Consider the following 18945-nt stretch of genomic DNA (forward strand, 5'->3'; position numbering starts at 1 on the left):
CACGGCAGTTCAGCCCACCGGCAGATGCCGTGCCCGGCCCTCCCGCCCCCGCAGCCGGGGCGTGAACGTCGCGTGGAAGATGGTCGAGGCGGCACCCACCGCCGCCGCCTCAGCGCTGAGTACGGAGGGCTCGACCTCGACTCGGCGCAGTCTTCGGGCCGTTGGGAACTCATTGACCGTACGGGCGATCTCGTCCAGGTAGAAGCCCGCGACATCCTCGGTGAAGAAGGGCCCGCCGAGCACGATCAGATCGATGTCCAGCAGATCGACCAGGCCCAGCGCCCCGCGCCCCACCGCCTGTGCCACCTCCCGTACGGCACCCACCGCCGCCGGGTCGCCCGCGGCGGCGGCCTCGCCCACCGCCAGATAGGCCGCGGTACTTCCCGAAGTGGTGCTCCCCGAAGCGGTACTTCCAGCAGCGACACCCCTCAAAGCGGTGTTCCCCGGGGCCGTGGTGGCCGGGGCCGTCGTGCCCGACGCCCTCGCCACGGGCCGCATTCCGCCCCGTACCGCCAGATCCGGCACCGACACCGGCGGATTGCATTCGGGCAGGATCTCCGGCCGGCCGTCCTTGCCCACCCGCCCCAGCGCGATCGCGCAGAGCTGCCCGAACTCCCCGGCGTTGGAGCTGATCCCCCGGTAGATGTCACCGTTGAGATAGAGCCCGGTGCCCACGCCCGTACCGAGATACAGATACGCGAAGTCCCTGGCCCTGCGGTCCCGGCCGATCCAGCGCTCCCCGGCGGCGGCCGCGGTGGAGTCCTTCTCCATCAGGACGGGACACGGGAAGTGGTCCTTCAGCAGATACAGCAGCGGCAGATCGCCCCACGCCGACATCAGCGGCGGCCCCAGCACCGTGCCCGAGGCGATGTCGACCGGCCCCGGCACGGCCACCCCGATGCCCAGGAAGCCGTCCTCCCGTACCGCGCCGCGTGCCTCGGCGAGTGTCTCGCGGCCCAGCGCGGCCACCCGCTCCACGAACTCCGCGGGATCGGTGTCGGGGGTGACCGGCCGGGTACGGGTGCACACGATCGCCCCGTCCAGGTCGATGACGACGGCGGTCAGCACCTCCGGGTCGATATGGATGCCGAGCGCGTGCGCCGCCGTACCACAGAGCCGCACCGGTGTCCGGGGCTTGCCCGAGGTGGCGCGCCGCTGGGCGTCCTCGATCAGGATGCCGCGGTCCAGCAGCGAGCGCGCGATCCGGGAGACCGACTGCTGGGTCAGGCCGGTACGGTGCGCGATCTCGCCCCGGGTGATGGTGCCCGAGAGCCGTACCGTCTCGATGACCACGCACTCGTTGAACGAGCCGAGGTCGATCTGGTTGACCCCGCTCCACGACTGGCTCCGCGCCGGGCCGCCGGCCGGTCCTGCCGGGTGGCGGGCGGCGAGATGCCCGGCCACGTTCTCGCGCAGCCAGCGCACCGCCGTGCACGGCCGGTCGGACCGCGCGGTGGCATAGCGCTCCAGTTCGGCCGCGAGATCGAGATAGACCCGGCGCGAGGACTCGGGATGGCTGGTGCTGTCGAGCGCGATCATGGCCCGCAGGAAGGTACGCCAGCTCGACCGCGCCGGGATCTGATGACACGTCACCTCACCTTCGTACGAAGGCGGTACGGACCCGGAGCCGGCATCCCAGAGTGTGATCGCGTGCAGGCCCAGGTCCGGATGGCTGCGGCCGGCCTCCGCGAGATACTCCGCCAGACCGTCCGCCCCGCCCGTCCCGGGTCCGCCGTCCCGTCCGTCCTGGCGCGCCTTCGCCGCCGACAGCGCGGCCTCCAGCGCCCGGTCGAGACCGGCCAGCACCTCCGTACCGATCACCGTTCCGGCGGCGGCCGGCCGGTCGGTGCCCCGCCGGGTCCCCGCGAGCAGTACCGCGCGCAGCGGGTCCACGTACAGTCCCATCACCCACACCGCGGCGGCGGGCAGCGGTGGTCTGGTCGGTACGGACGGGGCGCGCGCCTCGTCGGGGCCGAGCCGCCAGCGCCGCCGGATCCCCGCGACCGTGGCGTGCGAGAGCCCCAGCTCCCTGGCGACCGCGCGGGACGCGCCGCTGCCGCCGGGCGCCAGCAGCGTACGGGTCACCACCTCCGCCTCGTCGACGGTGGCCGGTCTGCCGGTGCGCGGCCGGTGTTCGAGCCCGTCGAGCCCCGCGCTCGTCCAGCGCTGCCGCCAGCTCCCCACGGTCTGCCGGGACACCCCGAGCCGACGGGAGATCTCGGCGTCGCGGAGCCCGTCGGCGGCGAGCAGGACGACGCTCGCACGGGTCGCGAGCGCGCCGCCCTCCTCGGCCCAGCGGCGCAGCACGGCCCGGTGCTCGGGGGCCAGCGGGTCGGCCGGAGCCGCCGGGCCGGCCGGGGCCGGTGAGCCGTCGAGGCCCGCGCCGAGCGGGGCCTCAGGCACGGCCACCCCCGGCCCGGCCGTCCCCGCGCACCAGCCGCAGGGTGAGGATCTGGAACGGCCGCAGCGTCAGCGCCACCGAGCCGTTCCTGTACGGGCGGTCCGCGAGTGTCTCCTCCAGCAGATCGGTCTCCCGGGCGCCCACGACCGGGAAGGCGGCGGTGAGCGCCGTACGGACCCGGCCGCCGCGCGACTCGTAGAGCCGTACGATCACATCCCCCGAGCGGTCGTCGGCGAGCTTCACCGCCTCCACCACCACATCCGGATGGTCCACCGACACCAGTGGCGCCCCGGCGGGCCCGGCGGCCCCCGGGCGCAGCGGCAGGGCGAGGGCGTACCCCTCGGCGATCGCCTCGCCGACTCCGGCCCCGGGCCGCAACGTGTGGCGGAAGACCTGGGGCCCGCGGTCGGCGTGCGGATCGGGGGAGTGCGGGGCGCGCAGCAGGGAGAGCCCCACGGTCGTGGTGGTGCCGGCGTCCTCGCGGGTGTGGCGCGAGACGTCGTACCCGTATGCCGAGTCACCGGCCAGCGCGACACCCCAGCCGTGCTCGCCGACATGGATCCAGCGGTGCGCCCAGAGTTCCGGACCGGCCGCGTCCGGGCCGGAGTTGTGGTGCGTCGGCCGCTCGACATGGCCGAACTGGATCTCACCCGTGCTGTGTTCGGCGTGCACGTCCAGCGGCCAGACGGCCTTGAGAAGGGTGTCCCGCTCGCGCCAGTCGACCTCCGTGGCGACGCTCAGCACGCGGCTGCCCGCCGTCAGGGACAGCTCCTGCTCGATGGTGGATCTGCCGGTGCTCCGCACCACCCGTACCGACGCCAGCAGCGGGCCGCGCGCGGTCACTTCGACCTCGCAGGCGCGGTCCAGGTCCCGGCCGGTGCGGTGGTAGTGGGGGTCCAGACGCCAGGCGCCGCCGCGCGGCGCGTCGTCGCGGTGCAGCCGCAGCAGATTGCCGACGGCACCGGGTGCGATGGCGTCCCGGCCGGTGCTCAGGTCCAGCACGGAGCGTACGAGCCCCTCGGCGTCGAGACGGACCTGCAGCAGCCCGTTGTCCAGCAGGACTCCGCCGCCCTCGGCGGGCCGGGCGCTCACCGGCGCGACCCCCGCGGCCTCTTCGGCGCCCACCGGACCACGGCCCAGCGCGGGTGCCCCGGCCGGCACCGCGATCCGGCCGTCGGCGAGCCGCTGACCGCCCTGCGCGGGCCGGTCCCCGTCGAGGACGACCACCTCGCGGCGGGCGTACGGACCCGCGTTGAAGACAGCGGTTTCCGCGTCGGGCGCGCCGACCGCGCGGCGCACGAGCTGTTCGAGACCCCGGTGGATCTCGCGGTGGGCACGCTCGGCCTCCTGGTGCGCCCAGGCGATCGAGGTGCCCGGCAGGATGTCATGGCTCTGGAGCAGCAGGACCTTCTTCCAGAGCGCTTCCAGCTCCTCGTACGGATACGGGATGCCGTCCCGCACCGCGGCCGTCGCCGACCACAACTCGGCCTCGCGCAGCAGGGATTCGGCGCGCCGGTTGCCGCGCTTGGTGCGCGCCTGGCTGGTGTACGTACCACTCCTGGCCGGTGCGGACAGCTCGCCGCGCCACACCGGGGTGTCCGCCCGCTCGTCGAGGGCGTCGCGGAAGAAGTGCGACGGATGCCGGATTCCGACCCGGGGCGAGCCTTCGAGATCGGCGAGGCGGCGGGCGCGCTCCAGGGCCTCCCGGGTGGGCCCGCCGCCGTCCGCCTGGCCGAAGGGCAGCAGGGAGCGGGTGCCCGCGCCACGGCCGGTCGTGTCGGCGAAGGAGGCGAGGCCGGTGACGCCGGTGAGGCCGAAGTCCTGGGCGGCGGGCGGAAGATGGCTGAACAGACGTGTGCCGTCGAGCCCCTCCCACCAGAAGGCACCCTGCGGCACATCGCCCGACGCCGCCCGGCCGCCGAGGAACCAGCGGGCTCCCGCCAGCGCGGCCACCTGCGGAAAAGCGGCGCTCATCGTGAGGGAGCCGGGCAGCCAGACCCCGTCGGTGTCACCGCCCAGCTCCTCGCGGTGGAAGCGCCGCCCGTACACGAACTGCCGTACCAGCGCCTCGCCGCCGGGCAGCGCGCCGTCGGCCTCCACCCACATCCCGCCCACCGGCGCCCAGTTGCCGTCGGCGACGGCCTTGCGCACCCGCTCGAAGACATGCGGGTGGTGGTCCTTCATCCAGGCGTACCGCTGGGCCGAGGCGGCGGCGAAGATCAGCTCCGGGTACTCGTCGGCCAGCGCGGTCATCGTGCTGAAGGCGCGTGCGGTGCTCCGTACCGCCTCCCGCGCGGGCCACAGCCGGGCCGGGGCCTCGGGGACGTGGCCGACGGCGGCGACGGTGTGCGCCGACTCATGGGCGCGACGGGCGAGTACGGGGGCGAGGACCGCGCGGGCGGCCCCCGCGGTGCCGGCCACATCGCGCGGATCGACGGCGTCCACGGCCAGTTCCAGGGCGTGCAGGATCTCGTACCGGCGGGGGAGTTCCAACGGGAGGGCGCGCATCAGGCCGTCGAGGACATCGATGTCATGGATGAGCTGCCAGATGTCCTCGTCGCGGACGGCGAGATCGGCGCGGAGCAGCCGGTGCAGCGGCTCGTCGCCCGCGGTGACCGGATCGCCGTACGCCGTGCCGGTGCCGGATTCCGCGTCGATCGGGGGATTGGCGGCGGCCTCGACGAGCAGCCGGACCTGCTCGCCGCCGCTCGCCGCCGTCGAGACGGTCAGGGACCGGTTGAGCGGGTGCAGGCCCTGGAGGGGAGTGCCGTGCGCGTCATGGACGAGTCCCTCGGCACGGCTGTCGAAGCCGAGGTCGAAGACCGCCTCCACCCGCCGGCCGGCCCAGCGCTCCGGGACGGTGGCACGGACCTGGAACCAGGTGGTGGACCAGGGGCGGCCCCACGCGTCCCCGACCACAAAGGGCGTGTAGTCGGCGCGCAGGGCCACACCGACGGGGACCGGCTCGCCGGGAATGTGCCAGGCGCCGACCTCCATCGGAAGCCGTCCGGTGTAGAGCGCGGGGCGCAGACGGGCGGCGAGGAAATGGGCTATCCGCTCTTCTCCGGACTTCCTGCGGTCATGCATGGGCGGCCCTTCCTGTCCAGCCAGTAACCGCCATGTAAAACCAAGAGTGTTATCAAGTCAACGCCTTTCCCCATTCCTTCCAGTGCCAGGTGATAAGGGCCTGATGGGCGGCTGTCAGGTCAATTAATGGCCGAATAGTGAAGGCCCCGGAAAGTAATTGAATTGACGTTACGCGGGCGTGCTCAGCCGGTCCGCCCGCTCATCCGCTCACCGGTTCCGGCCTGGCGCAGGTGCTCTCCACCGGCAGTGCCCTGCCCTCGCGCGCCGATGCGAGCAGGGTCAGCATGATGTCGAGGACATGGCGCGACAGTTCGGCCGACGCCCGGTGCGGACGGCCCGTGGCGAGCGCCTCGGCCAGATCCGCGAGACCGGTGCCGCGCCCGGCTCCGGCGTATCCGGCGGACACGGGAAGGGTTTCCCAGTCGCCGCTGCCGCGGTGGAGTGCGACGGGCCCGTCGAAACCGTTCGGGTCGGGTACCGAAAGGGATCCCCCGGTGCCGTGCACCTCGATCCTGGGCAGCCGCGCCGCATGGATGTCGAAGCTCATCACCAGGGTGGTGAGCGCCCCGCTCGCATGGTGCAGTACGCCGGTGACATGCGTGTCCACCTCGACAGCGAACCTCTCGCCCGCCCGGGGGCCGCTGCCGATCTCCCGCTCGGCGCGGGGCCGGGAGGCCGCGCCGGTCACCCGGGCGACCGGGCCCAGCAGATGGACGAGGGCGGAGAGGTAGTAGGGCCCCATGTCGAGCAGCGGTCCGCCGCCGGGCCGGTAGTAGAACTCCGGGTCCGGGTGCCAGCGTTCATGCCCCGGGGTGGTCATGAAGGCCGTCGCGGCGACCGGCGTGCCGATCAGCCCGTCGTCGACCGCCCTGCGCGCCGTCTGGATCCCCGTACCGAGCACGGTGTCGGGCGCGCAGCCGATCCGCACCCCCGCGGCCCCGGCGGCGGCCAGCATGGCGTCCGCCTCGGCGAGGGTGGCGGCGAGCGGCTTCTCCCCGTACACGTGCCGGCCCGCGGCCAGCGCGGCCAGGGCCACCTCGGCGTGGACCGCGGGGATCGTCAGATTCAGTACGGCGTCGACATCTGGGCGCGCCGCCAGCTCGGCCACCGAGCCGCTGACCGCGACTCCGGGGACCCGGTCGGCGACCGCCCCGGCGCGGGCGGGATCGAGATCCGTGACGGCCGTCAGGACCACACCGTCCAGCCGTTCCAGGGTGTCCAGATAGGCGCCGCTGATCTTGCCGGCGCCCACCATCCCGATCCTCAGCGGCTCGCCCACAGCAGTCCCCTCTCGGTGAGTGTCCGTACCTCCGGCACGTCGAAGTCGTCCGGCTTGTGACCGATCGCGGAGACGAAGACCCGGCCCGCGCCCCATGTCCTGGTCCAGACGGCGGGCATGGTGACCGGCCGCGCCCGGTCCTCGTCGGCCGCGAACTCCGTGGTCGCGAGGACATCGATCAGCGGGTCGGTGAGCATCCAGTACTTCTCGGTGTGGACCTGGAAGGAGCCGAGTCCGGCGATGACCGGATGGGCGTCGTGTTCCCGCGCCGGTGTGACGGTGTGGTCGGAGAAGCCGGGCGGATGCATCAGGAACTGCCCGCCGGTCAGAAGCTGATAGCCGACATCGCCGCGGAAGGAGTCGACGATTCCGCCGTGCCAGCCGGCCAGTCCGGTGCCCGCGCGGACGGCCGCGGTGAGCCCGGCGCTCTGCTCCGCGGTGATCTCGCCCATGGACCAGCACTGCACCACCAGATCGGTGGCGGCCAGGAGTTCGGCGTCGGCGTAGACATCGAGGGTTGCGGAGGTACGTACGGTGAAGCCGCGTGCGCGCAGGAAGGGCAGGAACAGCTCCGTGATCACCACGGGCTGGTGGCCCTCCCAGCCGCCGCGGACGACAAGTGCCTTGCGGTCTCCGGAGGTTTCGGAGGTCACGGTCGTTGCACGCTCCCATCGGTGCTGCGCAGCAGGGCCCAGCGGTCGTGTTCCAGCGGTTCGGGTACGGGGTGGCGGCGGGCGGCGGCCTCGTCGAAGTCGACACCGTGCCCGGGGGTCTCATGCGGAGTGAGGCCGCCGTCCCGGGCGGTGACGGTGCCGGGGAAGACCTCGGCGACCGCCGGTTTGAAGACCGCGGCCTCCTGGACCCCGAAGGCATGGCTGCTGATGTCCAGCGCGAGGGTGGCGGCCTGGGCGACGGGGCTGACATCGGCGGGGCCGTGCGGGGCGAGCCGTACCCCGCGCAGCTCGCAGTAGGCGGCCAGTTTGCGCACCGGGGTCAGCCCGCCCAGGGTCGGGATCCGTACCCGGGCGAAGTCGATGACCGGCACGGGACCGTCGAGCAGTGCCAGGAACTGGCCGGTGTCGCTGAAGAGTTCACCGACGGCGAGCGGTACGGAGGAGCCCGCGCGCACCCCCGCGAAGTGCGCCGAGTCCTCCGGGGCGAGCAGGTCCTCGACGAAGTACAGCCCGGCCCCCTCGACCCGGCGCAGGAAGTCGCGCGCCTGCCGGGGATCGAGCCGCTCGTGCACATCGTGGAGCAGCTCCGTGCCGTCGCCGACCCGGGCCCGTACCTCGGTCAGTACGGCCGGTACGGTCCTTACGTACGCGGCGGAGTCCCAGGGCACCGCGCGGTGGCGCAGCGCCCGGCCGTCGGGCGTGCCGCCCGCGCCGGTGCCGTAGGTGTCCGAACCGGGCACCGCCGCCTGGACGCGGACATGCCGGTAGCCCCGCTCCCGCGCGGCGGTCACCTTGTCGGCGATCTCCGCGGCGTCGGTGCCGTCGACATGGGTATAGGCGTCGGCGCGGGTACGGACCCGGCCGCCGAACAGCGAGTACAACGGGGCGCCGAGCCGCTTCGCCTTGAGGTCCCACAGGGCGACGTCGACACCGCCGAGGGCGTTCCCGGTGATCGAACCGCCGCGCCAGTAGGCGCTGTTGAGCATCAGCCGGTGCAGGTCCTCGATGTCGTCGGGATCACGCCCGACGAGCAGCGGCGCCAGATAGGCGTCGAGCACGGACCGTACGGCGAGGGTGCGCTGAGGGTCGCTGGCGCACCCCAGGCCGTACAGCCCCGGGTCATTGGTCTCCACCCGGACGATGAGATGGGGACAGCCGTGCGGGGCTGTCAGAAAGGTGCGTACGGCCGTGATGCGGACCTTGGCGCCGCGTTCCTCGACCCAGGGCGCGGGGGCGAGAAGGGCGGGGGCAGCGGGATCAGTGGGGACAGCGGGAGGGACGGAGCGGGCATCGGGCTGAGCCATGCGAACTCCAGCGTACGGATAGCAGAATGATGTACCGCCATCCGAACGTAGGGAGGTCGACTTTCATTTGTCAATGACTCTACCAAATATGGCCCCCGAAGGGCTCAGTGCTGTCCCAGCCGCTTGAGCAGAGTGCCCAGTGAGTGGGCCGCCTCGGTGACCGCGCGGGCCACCTCCTCGGCGCGCGCGTCGTCCATCCGGCTCTTGGGCGCCGAGCAGCTGATCGCGTCGCCGCCGCCCTGGCCGGTGCCGAGCGCCACGGCCACACACCGGATGTCCGGCGAGTTCTCGCCGTCGTCCATCGCCCACCCCCGCAGCCGGGCCTCCGCGAGCTGGCCCAGCAGCGCCTCGGGATCGGTCACCGTGTCCGGAGTGAGCCGTTCCAGCGGCCAGTTGAGACGCATACGCACCTCGGCCGCGTCGTACTGGGAGAGCATCGCCTTGCCCAGCGCGGTGGCGTGCGCGGGAAGTCTGCGGCCCACCGCCGAGTACATCCGCAGCGCGTGCCGCGACTCACGTTTGGCCAGGTAGACCACGTCCGTACCGTCCAGTCTGCCCAAGTGCACCGACTCGCCCGTCTCCTCGGCGAGCGCGTCGAGCACCGGCCCCGCGAGGCTCGCGACATCGTCTCCCTCCAGATACGCGGTCCCCGTCAACAGGGCTTTGAGGCCAAGGCTGTAGCGGGTCCCCGACGGGTCGAGGTCCACCCAGCGCCGTGCCTCCATCGTGCGCAGGATCGCGTGCAGACTGCTCTTGGGCACGGCCATCGCGCCGGCCATCTCGGCGAGTGAGAGCCGGGCGCCCTCCGCGCCGAGCAGTTCGAGCACCTCCAGTACCCGAGCGGCGGACTTGACCTCTTCGGGCCTGCGCCCGCGCGCTGCTGCTGCCACCGATTCCACGGAACCTCCGCTTCCCGCACCGGCGCCCCTCGGCGATCCGGTCAGCACGAAATCTCGACGTGCGTCTTGACGCTATATCACCCCGACCATAAGTTCAGTCACTCCAACGTCATTCGGTCTTCTGAACGGTTAATCCTTAGGCAGGGGCCATGCGCATACCTTTTTCGCGGAATGTCCGGCTCGCGGTGGTCGCGGCGGCAACCGCCCTCTCACTGACCACCCTTGCCGCCTGCGGCAGTTCGTCCGACTCCGGCGGGGACTCGTCCTCGCTGGAGATGTGGACGTTCAAGCAGTCGCATGTCGGCGCGCTGCGCGCCGCGGCGGCCGAGTTCAAGAAGCAGACGGGTATCTCGGTCAAGGTCGAGGCCTACACCCCCGACGACGCGTACACCACCAAGGTGCAGAGCGCGGCCAAGACCGGTGATCTGCCGGATGTGCTGGAGGTGCACTCCGACGGCGAGGACCGGGTCTTCGGCGCCGCCGGGATCGCGGCCGACATCAGCGGCGACTTCAAGGGCGACTGGGCCGCCCGTATCCAGCAGCCCGTACAGCAGTCCGGACTCGTCACAGAACAGCGCTTCAAGGACTCCCAGCCCGAGACCGCCAAGGACCACGGCATCGAGAACGGCGCCCGCTACAGCGTGCCGCTCACCGTGGGCACCTTCGGCATCGTCTACGCCAACAAGAAGATGCTCGCCGAGGCGGGTATCACCGAACCCCCCGCCGACTGGCAGGAGTTCCTCGACGCGCTCAAGGCCACCACCGCCAAGAACCCCACCACCGGCGGTCTCGCCCTCGGCCTCAAGGTCCAGGCCACCGGACTGACGTGGGTCCTCCAGCCGCTCGCCTTCAGCCAGCTCGGACAGCAGGGGTACGAGGCGCTCTTCGGCCAGGACCAGAGCGCCGACTTCGGCTCGCCCAACGGGATCAAGGTGCTGAGCCTGTACGACCAGTTGACGCCGTACTGGATGCCGGGCGCCCAGAGCCTCACCATCGACGAGGCGGACCAGGCCTTCGCCCAGGGCAAGGCCGCCTTCGACGTCGGCGGCACCTTCACCCTCGCCTTCCTCAAGCAGAACGGCATGAACCCCGAGGACGTCATCACGTTCGCCCTGCCCTCCCTGAAGGACGGCGCCGTACCGGACCGGGCGCTCGGCCCGCTCGCGCTGACCGGCCTCAGTGTCACCGCCACCAGTGAGCAGCCCGACAACGCCAAGAAGTGGATGGAGTTCCTCTCCACCCCGAAGGTCGCCGCCAAGTTCGCCAAGGACGCGTCCGACGTGCCCGCCACCGAACTCGGCGCGGACTCCGCCACCGTCCTCGGCCCGGCGCTCTCCGCCATGGTCGAGAGCTTCAAGGGCACCCCGCAGAACACCTACGACCCCAACCGCGGCAACGAGTTCCGCGCACCGGGCTACGAGCAGGACGACGCCGGCGCGATCCTCGCCGACCTCAGCCCGCTCAAGCAGCAGTCCGTCGAGCAGACCGCCAAGAAGCTCCGTGAGCTGAACGCCTCCTTCTGGGCGGCGGCGCAGTGACCATGGCTCCTGGCGCGGTGACGGAGGCGCCGGCGGCAGGTGAGACATCCCGTCGGCGCCCGCGTTCGTACGAGGCGCTCACCGGCTACCTGTTCGTCGGCCCCGCCGTGGTCCTGTTCTGCGTCATGGGCCTGTACACCGTCGGCTACGGCTTCGCGCTCAGCTTCGCCACCTGGAACGGCTTCACCCCGAACTGGAAGTGGGTCGGTCTCGACAACTACGCCGACCTGCTGTGGCGCAGCCCCGTCTACGCGCCCCGGGTCCGGAACGCCGCGCTCAACACCCTCTGGGTCATGATCTCGGCCCCGGCCCTGACCGTCGCGGTCTCCTTTCCGCTGGCCGTCCTGCTCAACCGCGTCCGGCGCTTCCAGTCGGTGCTGCGCTCGGTGTACTTCCTGCCGTACGTGACCAGCGGGGTCGCGGTCTTCTTCGCCTGGCAGTACATCCTCCAGCCGGACGGCGCCATCAACGCCCTGCTCGGCAGCGTGGGTCTCGGTTCCCTCCAGCAGCCGCAGGGCTGGCTCGGCAATCCGTCCACGGCCCTGCCCACCATGATCGTGGTGACGGTCTGGGGCCTGGTCCCGGTCGCGATGCTCCTCTATCTCACCGGACTCCAGAGCATCGACCGCAGCGTGCTGGAGGCCGCGGAGCTGGACGGCGCCGGCTGGTGGCGTACCAACGCCTCGGTGATCTGGCCGCTCGTACGTCCCATCACCGCCGTGGTGACCCTGCTCAATCTGCGGGAGTCCCTCCAGGGTTTCCAGACCTTCCTGGTGATGACCAACGGCGGCCCCGGCGACCACACCAATGTGCTGGGCCTGGAGGCGTACCGCCTCGCCTTCCTCAAGCAGCTCGCTCCCACCCTGGGGCTCGCCAGCGCGCTCGGCTGGATCCTGTTCGCCGCGGCCCTGGTCCTCGCCCTGATCAATCTGCGCGCGCTGCGGAGCAGGACATGACGCCCCGGAGCGGAACATGACATCGCGGAGCACCACATGACATCGACATCCCTCGCGGCGCGCCCCGGCCCGCCGGACGAGCGCGCGGCGCGTACCCGCCGGCTGGTCGCCCGTTCCGTCGTCGGCGTACTCCTCGCCCTGTACGGAATCGTCAGCGTCTACCCGTTCCTGTGGATGGTGTCGGCGGCCTTCAAGAACCAGATCGAGGTCGTACGCGGCGGACATCTCATCCCCGACGACCCGACGCTCTCCACCCTCGTGGACACCTGGAACAAGCTGCACTTCTTTGACTTCTTCCTGAACAGCCTGCTGGTCACCGGCTATACGGTGGTGCTCACCCTGGTGATCTACGCGGCGGCCGGCTACGCCTTCGCCGTGCTGCGCTTCCCCGGCCGGGGCTTCCTCCAGAAGCTGTTCGTGTCGCTGCTGTTCGTGCCCGGCATCACGGTGATGCTGCCGATCGTGCTGCTGGAGAACACCCTGGGCCTCCTCGGCACCCACTTCGGACTGGTGCTGCCCTTCGTCAACGGCGGCGCACCGCTGTCCATCCTCCTGATGACCGGGGCCTTCGCGGCCGTACCGGGCGAGCTGCGCGACTCGGCCCGTGTGGACGGCGCGGGCGAACTGCGGATCTTCGCCAGTGTCTATCTGCCGCTGGCCAGGCCCGCGCTGATCACGGTGGCGCTGCTGACGGCCATCCCGACCTGGAACGAGTTCCTGCTCACCCGGGTCTCGCTCAACGACCCGTCCACCTACACCCTGCCGCTGGGCCTCCAGACGCTCTCCGCCGAGAACGTGCCGCACTACAACAATCTGATGGCGGGCGCGCTGATCGTGGTCATCCCGGTGATCCTGCTCTTCCTGAGCCTTCAGCGGTACTTCGTCAACGGCCTGGTCGGGGCGGTGAAGGGCTGATGCGGGTGCTGGTCACCGGAGCCGCCGGCCATATCGGACAGTTCGTACGGGACAACCTGCTGGCCCGCGGCCACCTGGTCGTCGCCACCGATCTGATCCCCGTCGACGACCCGCGCGCCGAGGCGGTCCACACCGGTGATCTGCGCGACCCCGGACTGGTGCGCAAGGCCATGGACGGGGCGGACGCGGTCGTCCATCTCGGCGCGATCCCGCACCCCAAGTCGGACGACGCGAGCGACCTCTTCGCCACCAACTGCCTCACCGCGCACCGGGTGCTGGACGAGGCGGGCCGCTGCGGGGTGCGCCGGGTGGTGGCCGCCTCCAGCATGGCCGCCGTCGGTCTCGCCTGGTCGCCCGTACCGCAGTCGCCGCGATACGTCCCGCTGGACGAGGAGCATCCGACGCTCGTCCAGGACCCGTACGGACTGTCGAAGATCGTCCTGGAGGAGACCGCCCGCGCCACCCACCGCCGCTACGGCACGGACATCGTCTGTCTGCGGTTCCCCTTCACCGGCACCGGACAGCGGCTGCGCCTCCAGCTCGACGCCGTACGGGCCGATCCCGCGGCGCACCGCATGGACCTGTGGGGATGGCTGGACACCAGGGACGCGGCCGAGGCCGTCCGGCGGGCGCTGGAGACGGAGCTGTCCGGCTGCCATGTGCTCCAGGTGACCGCGCGCGACACCAGCTCGCCGGTGCCGACCGCCGAGCTGATGCAGCGATACCACCCCGGGGTGCCCGCCTTCGCCGAGCTGGCCGGCCACGGCTCGCTGTTCGACACCGGGGCCTGCGCCCGGCTGCTCGGATTCGTACCGCGGTACGACCGTCCGGGTTAGGCTGCGGAGGATTCGGACCCGGGGCGCGACGCCGGGCCAGGACGCAAGACCGGATACGGAGAACACGCACCATGGACACCGCCCCGCGCACCACCGGCGAACTCAGCTACCGGGACGCCACGGCGGCCGACACCGAGGCGCTGGTCGCCCTCATCGAGTCGGCCTACCGAGGGGACAGCAGCCGCCAGGGGTGGACCACCGAGGCGGACATCCTGGAAGGCCGGCGAACCGACCCGCGCGGGGTGCTGGAGGTCATCGAGTCGCCCGTCAGCAGGCTGCTGGCCGTGGAGCGCGACGGCGGGCTGATCGCCTGCTGCCAGCTCGAACACCGCGGTGAGGCCGCCTACTTCGGCATGTTCGCCGTGCTGCCCGGCGCGCAGGGCGGGGGTCTCGGCCGGCGGATCATCGCCGAGGCGGAGCGTCTCGCACGGCGGGACTGGGGGGTCCGCGAGATGCACATGACCGTGATCACGGTCCGCGAGGAACTGATCGCCTGGTACGAGCGGCGCGGCTACCGCCGTACGGGAAAGCTCCAGCCCTTCCCGTACGGCGACGAGCGGTTCGGCATTCCGCAGCGCGACGACCTGGCCTTCGAGCTGCTGGTCAAGCCGCTGGTGTGAGGGCACCGCGAGGTGCCGGCGTGATCAGGCACCGGACCCGCGCGTCAGGAATCGCGCGGCCCGCGACCACGCCCGCGGCGTGAGGCATCGCGCGGCCCGGGCCCGGGCGGCTCCGGCTCTCCCGCTCAGGCGGTGAAGCGGCCGGTGCGGCGGATCTCCGGGAAGTCCGTGGTCACCGCGTCCAGCTCGAAGGCGCGCGCGAGCCGTAGCTGGCTCTGGCTGTTCACCACCCAGCCGATCACCCGCAGCCCCTCGGCGTGCGCGCGCTCGACGACCTCCAGGGTCACCCTGCGGATGTTCAGGGCCAGCGAGGCGGCGCCCACCGCCCTGGCCCGTTCCACCACGTCCGAGCCCCAGCGGCTCGCGATCAGCACCGTCCGTACCCCGGGCACCAGTGCCGCGATCTCGGCGACCGCCCCGTCGTGGAACGACGACACCTCGACCCGTCCGGCGAGACCGCGCCGCCGTATCACCCCGGCCAGCGCCCGGGCCGCGGCCACGTCCTTGATCTCCGCCTGGAGCGGTGACCGCACGGCGTCCAGGACCTCCTCGAAGACCGGGACCCGCTGGCCGCCACCCGCGTCCAGCTCCCGCAGCTCGGCGAGGGTCCGGTCGGCGATCGCGCCCTTGCCGTCGGTCGTACGGTCCACTTCGGTGTCGTGCATGACGACGAGCGCGCCGTCCTTGCTCAGATGCAGGTCCAGCTCGATGGCGTCCATGCCGGCGCGCTCGGCCCGGACGAAGGACCGCAGGGTGTTCTCCGGCTCGACACCCATCACTCCGCGATGCCCGATGGTCTGGAAAGTCAAGATTCTTCTCGCTTCCGTCGACAGCGGCTCCAGCGGGGCAGCCTAGGCCCTGCCGGGCGGAAGGGACCCTGTCGCGCGCCGGGGAGCCCTGTGCCGCACGATGGAACTGTGTGTCCGGTCCCCGTAGTGCAGGAAAAATCGCGGTGACCATGCGGGTCCGCAGGATAATTTCTCACAGTCATTCTTGTACGGCGGAACAAGAGACCTATACGGTGTCTTTACGCCAAGATCTCGCGTGGAGGAAGTGACATGACGGAAATTCTTGCGCAGGACGCCGCATCCGGCACAAGCCGTGCTGCCGGTGCCGTTGTCGCCGCCCGGGTGGTCGAGCACCCGGCCTGGCCGCGGCTCAAGAATGCCGTCGAGGAGATCCGGCCCTGGCAGTCCGAGGACGGTTCGATCGACTTCGACACCGAGGGCGCGCCGTCGCGCGGTCTTGCCGAGGCGACGCTCGACCGGGTGATCGGCGCGGTGGAGGAGCTCTCCCCGCTGCTGCCGCACGACGCCGCGTACCACACCGCGCTCGTCGCGGACCTGCGCAAATGGGCGGACGGCGCCTTCGACGTCCCCGACTTCCTGGACTCGCTGCTCGCCTTCCAGCCCGCGGCCGACCGGCGTGACGGCCTCCAGCATCTCGCCGTCTTCCCCATGTACACGCAGAACGGCAACCCGGACCGCAATCTGGAAGCCGTCGTGCTGCGCATGGTCTGGCCCGAGTGGCTGGCCGAGCTGGAGCGCACCCGCTACGACAACCCGCTCTTCTGCGGCATCACCTTCGAGGACTTCACCGCCGGATACGACACCAACTCCGCGGTGTTCTTCCCGGAGACCATCGCCATGCGCGAGGTGCCCGAGCGGTTCACCTGGGGCGGGATCTTCTGTGACCGCGAGGCCGCCCGCTTCCGCCGTGTCACCGAGGCCGCGGTACGGACCCTCGGGGTCCGGCTGCCCGACGACATCGCCGAGATGGTCGGCGACCAGGACCGCTGCCAGCAGGCCTTTGTGCTCTGGGACATGATCCACGACCGTACCCACAGCCATGGCGACCTGCCCTTCGACCCCTTCATGATCAAGCAGCGCCAGCCGTTCTGGATGTACGGACTGGAGGAGCTGCGCTGCGACCTCACCGCGTTCCGCGAGGCGGTACGGCTGGAGGCGGACGGCGTTCAGCAGGGTCGCGACGTCCAGTACGCGGTGCTGTTCGACCGGATGTTCCGCTTCCCGGTCACCGGCGCGCGGGTGCGCAACTACGACGGTCTGGGCGGCCAGTTGCTCTTCGCGTATCTCCACCGGAACGATGTGCTCCGCTGGACCGACAACACCCTGCGCATCGACTGGGAGCGCGCGCCGGAGGTCACCAACCAGCTCTGTGCGCGTATCGAGGACCTCTACCGGGCCGGGATCGACCGCCCCAAACTGGTCCACTGGTTCGCCGCGTACGATCTCGTCTCCGAGTACCTCTCCCCGCATCCGGGCTCCCGCTGGGCCAAGGGTCCGGAGGCCCTCGACCTCACCCAGCCGCCCCGTAAGCTGGTCGACGACGTGCTGCCGGACGAGTTTCCGCTGAGCATGTTCTACGAGGCGCTTGCCAAGAAGCTGAAGAACGTGATCGCCTCCACCAAGGGGATCACCGCCACGAGCACCGAGCGAGCGGCCGCGTGAGCCCTCACCGGCGGGAGGCGGTACGCATGAACGAGAGCGGTGGGAACGGCGGTACGGGCGTGAGCGCCGGTACGGGCAGGTCCGGCGGCCGGGGCGGGAACGGCGGCGCGCTGGACGGCGCGGTCGTCGCGGTCGCGGGCGCCGCGGGCCCGGCCGGACAGGCGGCCCTGCTGCGGCTGGCCGAGGCGGGCGCCACCGTCGTCGCCGCCGACGCGGACCCGGCGCGGCTGGCGAAGGCCGTCGACGCGGCGCGGTACGCGCACGGCGGAGCCACCGTCACCGGCGACACCGTCGATCTGCTGGACCTCGCGGCCACCCGGGCCTGGGCGGACAGGACCGAGAAGGAGTTCGGCCGGATCGACGGACTCGTCCATCTCGTCGGCGGCTGGCGCGGCAGCGCCACCTTCGCCGCGACCGACCTCGCCGACTGGGACCTGCTGGAGAAGCTGCTGATCCGTACGGTCCAGCACACCTCGCTCGCCTTCCATGACGGGCTGCTGCGCAGCGACCGCGGCCGGTTCCTGCTGGTCAGCGCGGCGGGCGCGACAAAACCCACGGCGGGCAACGCCGCGTACGCCGCGGCCAAGGCCGCGGCCGAGGCCTGGACCCTGGCGCTGGCCGACGACTTCCGCAAGGCGGGGGGCGCGGAAGGGCCCCGGGCGGCGGCTGCCATCCTGGTGATCAAGGCGCTGGTGCACGACGCGCTGCGCGCCGAGCGCCCGAACGCCACGTTCGCGGGCTTCACGGACGCCACGGAGCTGGCCGAGGCCATCGCCGGGGTCTGGGAGCGGCCCGCCAGGGAAGTGAATGGAAAGCGCCTGTGGCTGACCCCCGAGCCGTGAGCCGTACGACCGACGCGCGCCGGCACCACGATCCCGAGGTGCGCGGCTTCGCCAGCGACAACTACGCCGGAGCCCACCCCGAGATCCTTGCCGCGCTCGCCGTCGCCAACGGGGGCCACCAGGTCTCGTACGGCGACGACGAGTACACGGAGCATCTCCGGCGGATCATGCACAGCCACTTCGGGCAGCACGCCGAGGTCTTCCCGGTCTTCAACGGCACCGGCGCCAATGTGGTGGCTCTCCAGGCGCTCACCGACCGCTGGGGCGCGGTGATCTGTGCCGAGTCCTCGCACATCAATGTCGACGAGTGCGGTGCCCCGGAGCGGGTCGGCGGGCTCAAGCTGCTGACCGTACCGACCCCGGACGGCAAGCTCACGCCCGAGCTGATCGACCGGCAGGCGTACGGCTGGGAGGACGAGCACCGGGCCATGCCGCAGGTCGTCTCGATCACCCAGAACACCGAGCTGGGCACGGTCTACACGCCCGCCGAGATCCGGGCGATCTGCGAACACGCCCATGAGCGGGGCATGAAGGTCCATCTGGACGGGGCGCGCATCGCCAACGCGGCGGCCTCGCTGGACGTTCCGATGCGGGCCTTCACCAACGCGGTGGGGGTGGACGTCCTTTCGTACGGCGGCACCAAGAACGGCATGCTGTTCGGCGAGGCCGTGGTCGTCCTCAACCCGGACGCGGTACGGGCGATGAAGCACATCCGCAAGCTGTCGATGCAACTGGCGTCCAAGATGCGCTTCGTGTCGGTGCAGTTGGAGGCCCTGCTCGCGGGGGACCTCTGGCTCCGCAACGCCCGGCACAGCAACGCGATGGCCCAGCGCCTCGCGGAAGGCGTCCGCTCGGTGGACGGCGTCCGGATCCTGCACCCCGTCGAGGCGAACGCGGTCTTCGCCCGCCTCCCCCACGAGGTGAGCCGCCGCCTCCAGCGCCGCTTCCGCTTCTACTTCTGGGACGAGAAGGCGGGCGACGTCCGCTGGATGTGCGCGTTCGACACTACGGAGGACGATGTCGACGCGTTCGTCCAGGCTCTCAAGGAAGAGATGGCGGCGTAACCTCAGTCATTGCATAGGTATGGGGCCGGGCGGAAATCCATTGGATTCCGTCCGGCACC

General features: G+C 71.5%; 15 protein-coding genes. 8 read left to right on the forward strand and 7 right to left on the reverse strand.

Going from position 1 to position 18945, the window contains the following annotated elements:
* Positions 1-9: 9 nt before the first annotated feature.
* From WH07_RS13440 to WH07_RS13465, 6 genes are all read right to left on the reverse strand, one after another.
* Positions 10-2403 (reverse strand): ROK family protein, encoded by a 2394-nt coding sequence (locus WH07_RS13440; RefSeq protein ID WP_046499966.1) that lies wholly within the window; start codon positions 2401-2403, stop codon positions 10-12.
* A complete protein-coding gene (locus WH07_RS13445) occupies positions 2396-5488 on the reverse strand; it encodes an alpha-mannosidase (protein ID WP_046499913.1) in 3093 nt (1030 codons plus the stop codon). Before WH07_RS13445 ends, WH07_RS13440 begins: the two co-directional genes overlap by 8 nt.
* A gap of 199 nt (positions 5489-5687) precedes the next feature.
* Positions 5688-6767 carry a Gfo/Idh/MocA family protein gene (locus tag WH07_RS13450; protein ID WP_046499915.1) on the reverse strand — a complete coding sequence of 360 codons (1080 nt, stop codon included), beginning with the start codon at positions 6765-6767 and terminating at the stop codon, positions 5688-5690.
* Positions 6752-7420: a ThuA domain-containing protein gene (locus WH07_RS13455; RefSeq protein ID WP_046499917.1), complete on the reverse strand. Its 669-nt coding sequence runs from the start codon at positions 7418-7420 to the stop codon at positions 6752-6754. The genes WH07_RS13450 and WH07_RS13455 overlap by 16 nt, the downstream gene beginning before the upstream one ends.
* Positions 7417-8745, reverse strand: a complete 1329-nt coding sequence (locus WH07_RS13460) for an enolase C-terminal domain-like protein (RefSeq protein ID WP_046499919.1) — start codon at positions 8743-8745, stop codon at positions 7417-7419. Before WH07_RS13460 ends, WH07_RS13455 begins: the two co-directional genes overlap by 4 nt.
* 104 nt (positions 8746-8849) lie before the next feature.
* Positions 8850-9635, reverse strand: coding sequence for an IclR family transcriptional regulator (locus WH07_RS13465; protein WP_046499968.1), 786 nt, complete (start codon positions 9633-9635; stop codon positions 8850-8852).
* 158 nt (positions 9636-9793) lie between these two features.
* On the opposite strand from WH07_RS13465, the gene WH07_RS13470 reads away from it, so the two are divergent.
* The 5 genes from WH07_RS13470 to WH07_RS13490 all read left to right on the forward strand — a co-directional run bounded on the left by WH07_RS13470 (position 9794) and on the right by WH07_RS13490 (position 14509).
* Positions 9794-11182 (forward strand): ABC transporter substrate-binding protein, encoded by a 1389-nt coding sequence (locus WH07_RS13470; protein WP_079023198.1) that lies wholly within the window; start codon positions 9794-9796, stop codon positions 11180-11182.
* Positions 11183-11199: 17 nt separating this feature from the next.
* On the forward strand, positions 11200-12138 hold the full coding sequence (locus tag WH07_RS13475) for a carbohydrate ABC transporter permease (RefSeq protein WP_232788861.1): 939 nt from the start codon (positions 11200-11202) through the stop codon (positions 12136-12138).
* Positions 12139-12174: 36 nt separating this feature from the next.
* On the forward strand, positions 12175-13053 hold the full coding sequence (locus WH07_RS13480) for a carbohydrate ABC transporter permease (RefSeq protein ID WP_079023199.1): 879 nt from the start codon (positions 12175-12177) through the stop codon (positions 13051-13053).
* Positions 13053-13889 carry an NAD-dependent epimerase/dehydratase family protein gene (locus tag WH07_RS13485; RefSeq protein ID WP_046499925.1) on the forward strand — a complete coding sequence of 279 codons (837 nt, stop codon included), beginning with the start codon at positions 13053-13055 and terminating at the stop codon, positions 13887-13889. Before WH07_RS13480 ends, WH07_RS13485 begins: the two co-directional genes overlap by 1 nt.
* Positions 13890-13960: 71 nt before the next feature.
* The gene (locus WH07_RS13490) at positions 13961-14509 is read left to right on the forward strand and encodes a GNAT family N-acetyltransferase (protein WP_046499927.1); all 549 of its coding nucleotides are present in this window, start codon (positions 13961-13963) and stop codon (positions 14507-14509) included.
* Between the two features lie 125 nt (positions 14510-14634).
* On the opposite strand, the gene WH07_RS13495 is transcribed toward WH07_RS13490, so the two are convergent.
* Positions 14635-15318: a glycerophosphodiester phosphodiesterase gene (locus WH07_RS13495; protein ID WP_079023200.1), complete on the reverse strand. Its 684-nt coding sequence runs from the start codon at positions 15316-15318 to the stop codon at positions 14635-14637.
* Positions 15319-15567: 249 nt separating this feature from the next.
* Between WH07_RS13495 and WH07_RS13500 the strand changes: the two genes are divergently transcribed.
* The 3 genes from WH07_RS13500 to WH07_RS13510 are packed head-to-tail and all read left to right on the forward strand — an operon-like array spanning position 15568 to position 18886.
* A complete protein-coding gene (locus tag WH07_RS13500) occupies positions 15568-16980 on the forward strand; it encodes a DUF6421 family protein (RefSeq protein ID WP_046499931.1) in 1413 nt (470 codons plus the stop codon).
* A gap of 26 nt (positions 16981-17006) precedes the next feature.
* Positions 17007-17822: an SDR family NAD(P)-dependent oxidoreductase gene (locus tag WH07_RS13505; protein WP_079023201.1), complete on the forward strand. Its 816-nt coding sequence runs from the start codon at positions 17007-17009 to the stop codon at positions 17820-17822.
* On the forward strand, positions 17801-18886 hold the full coding sequence (locus WH07_RS13510) for a threonine aldolase family protein (RefSeq protein WP_046499933.1): 1086 nt from the start codon (positions 17801-17803) through the stop codon (positions 18884-18886). Before WH07_RS13505 ends, WH07_RS13510 begins: the two co-directional genes overlap by 22 nt.
* The last annotated feature ends 59 nt before the right edge of the window (positions 18887-18945 follow it).

It is taken from the genome of Streptomyces odonnellii (assembly GCF_000981895.1).
Classification (GTDB): domain Bacteria; phylum Actinomycetota; class Actinomycetes; order Streptomycetales; family Streptomycetaceae; genus Streptomyces; species Streptomyces odonnellii.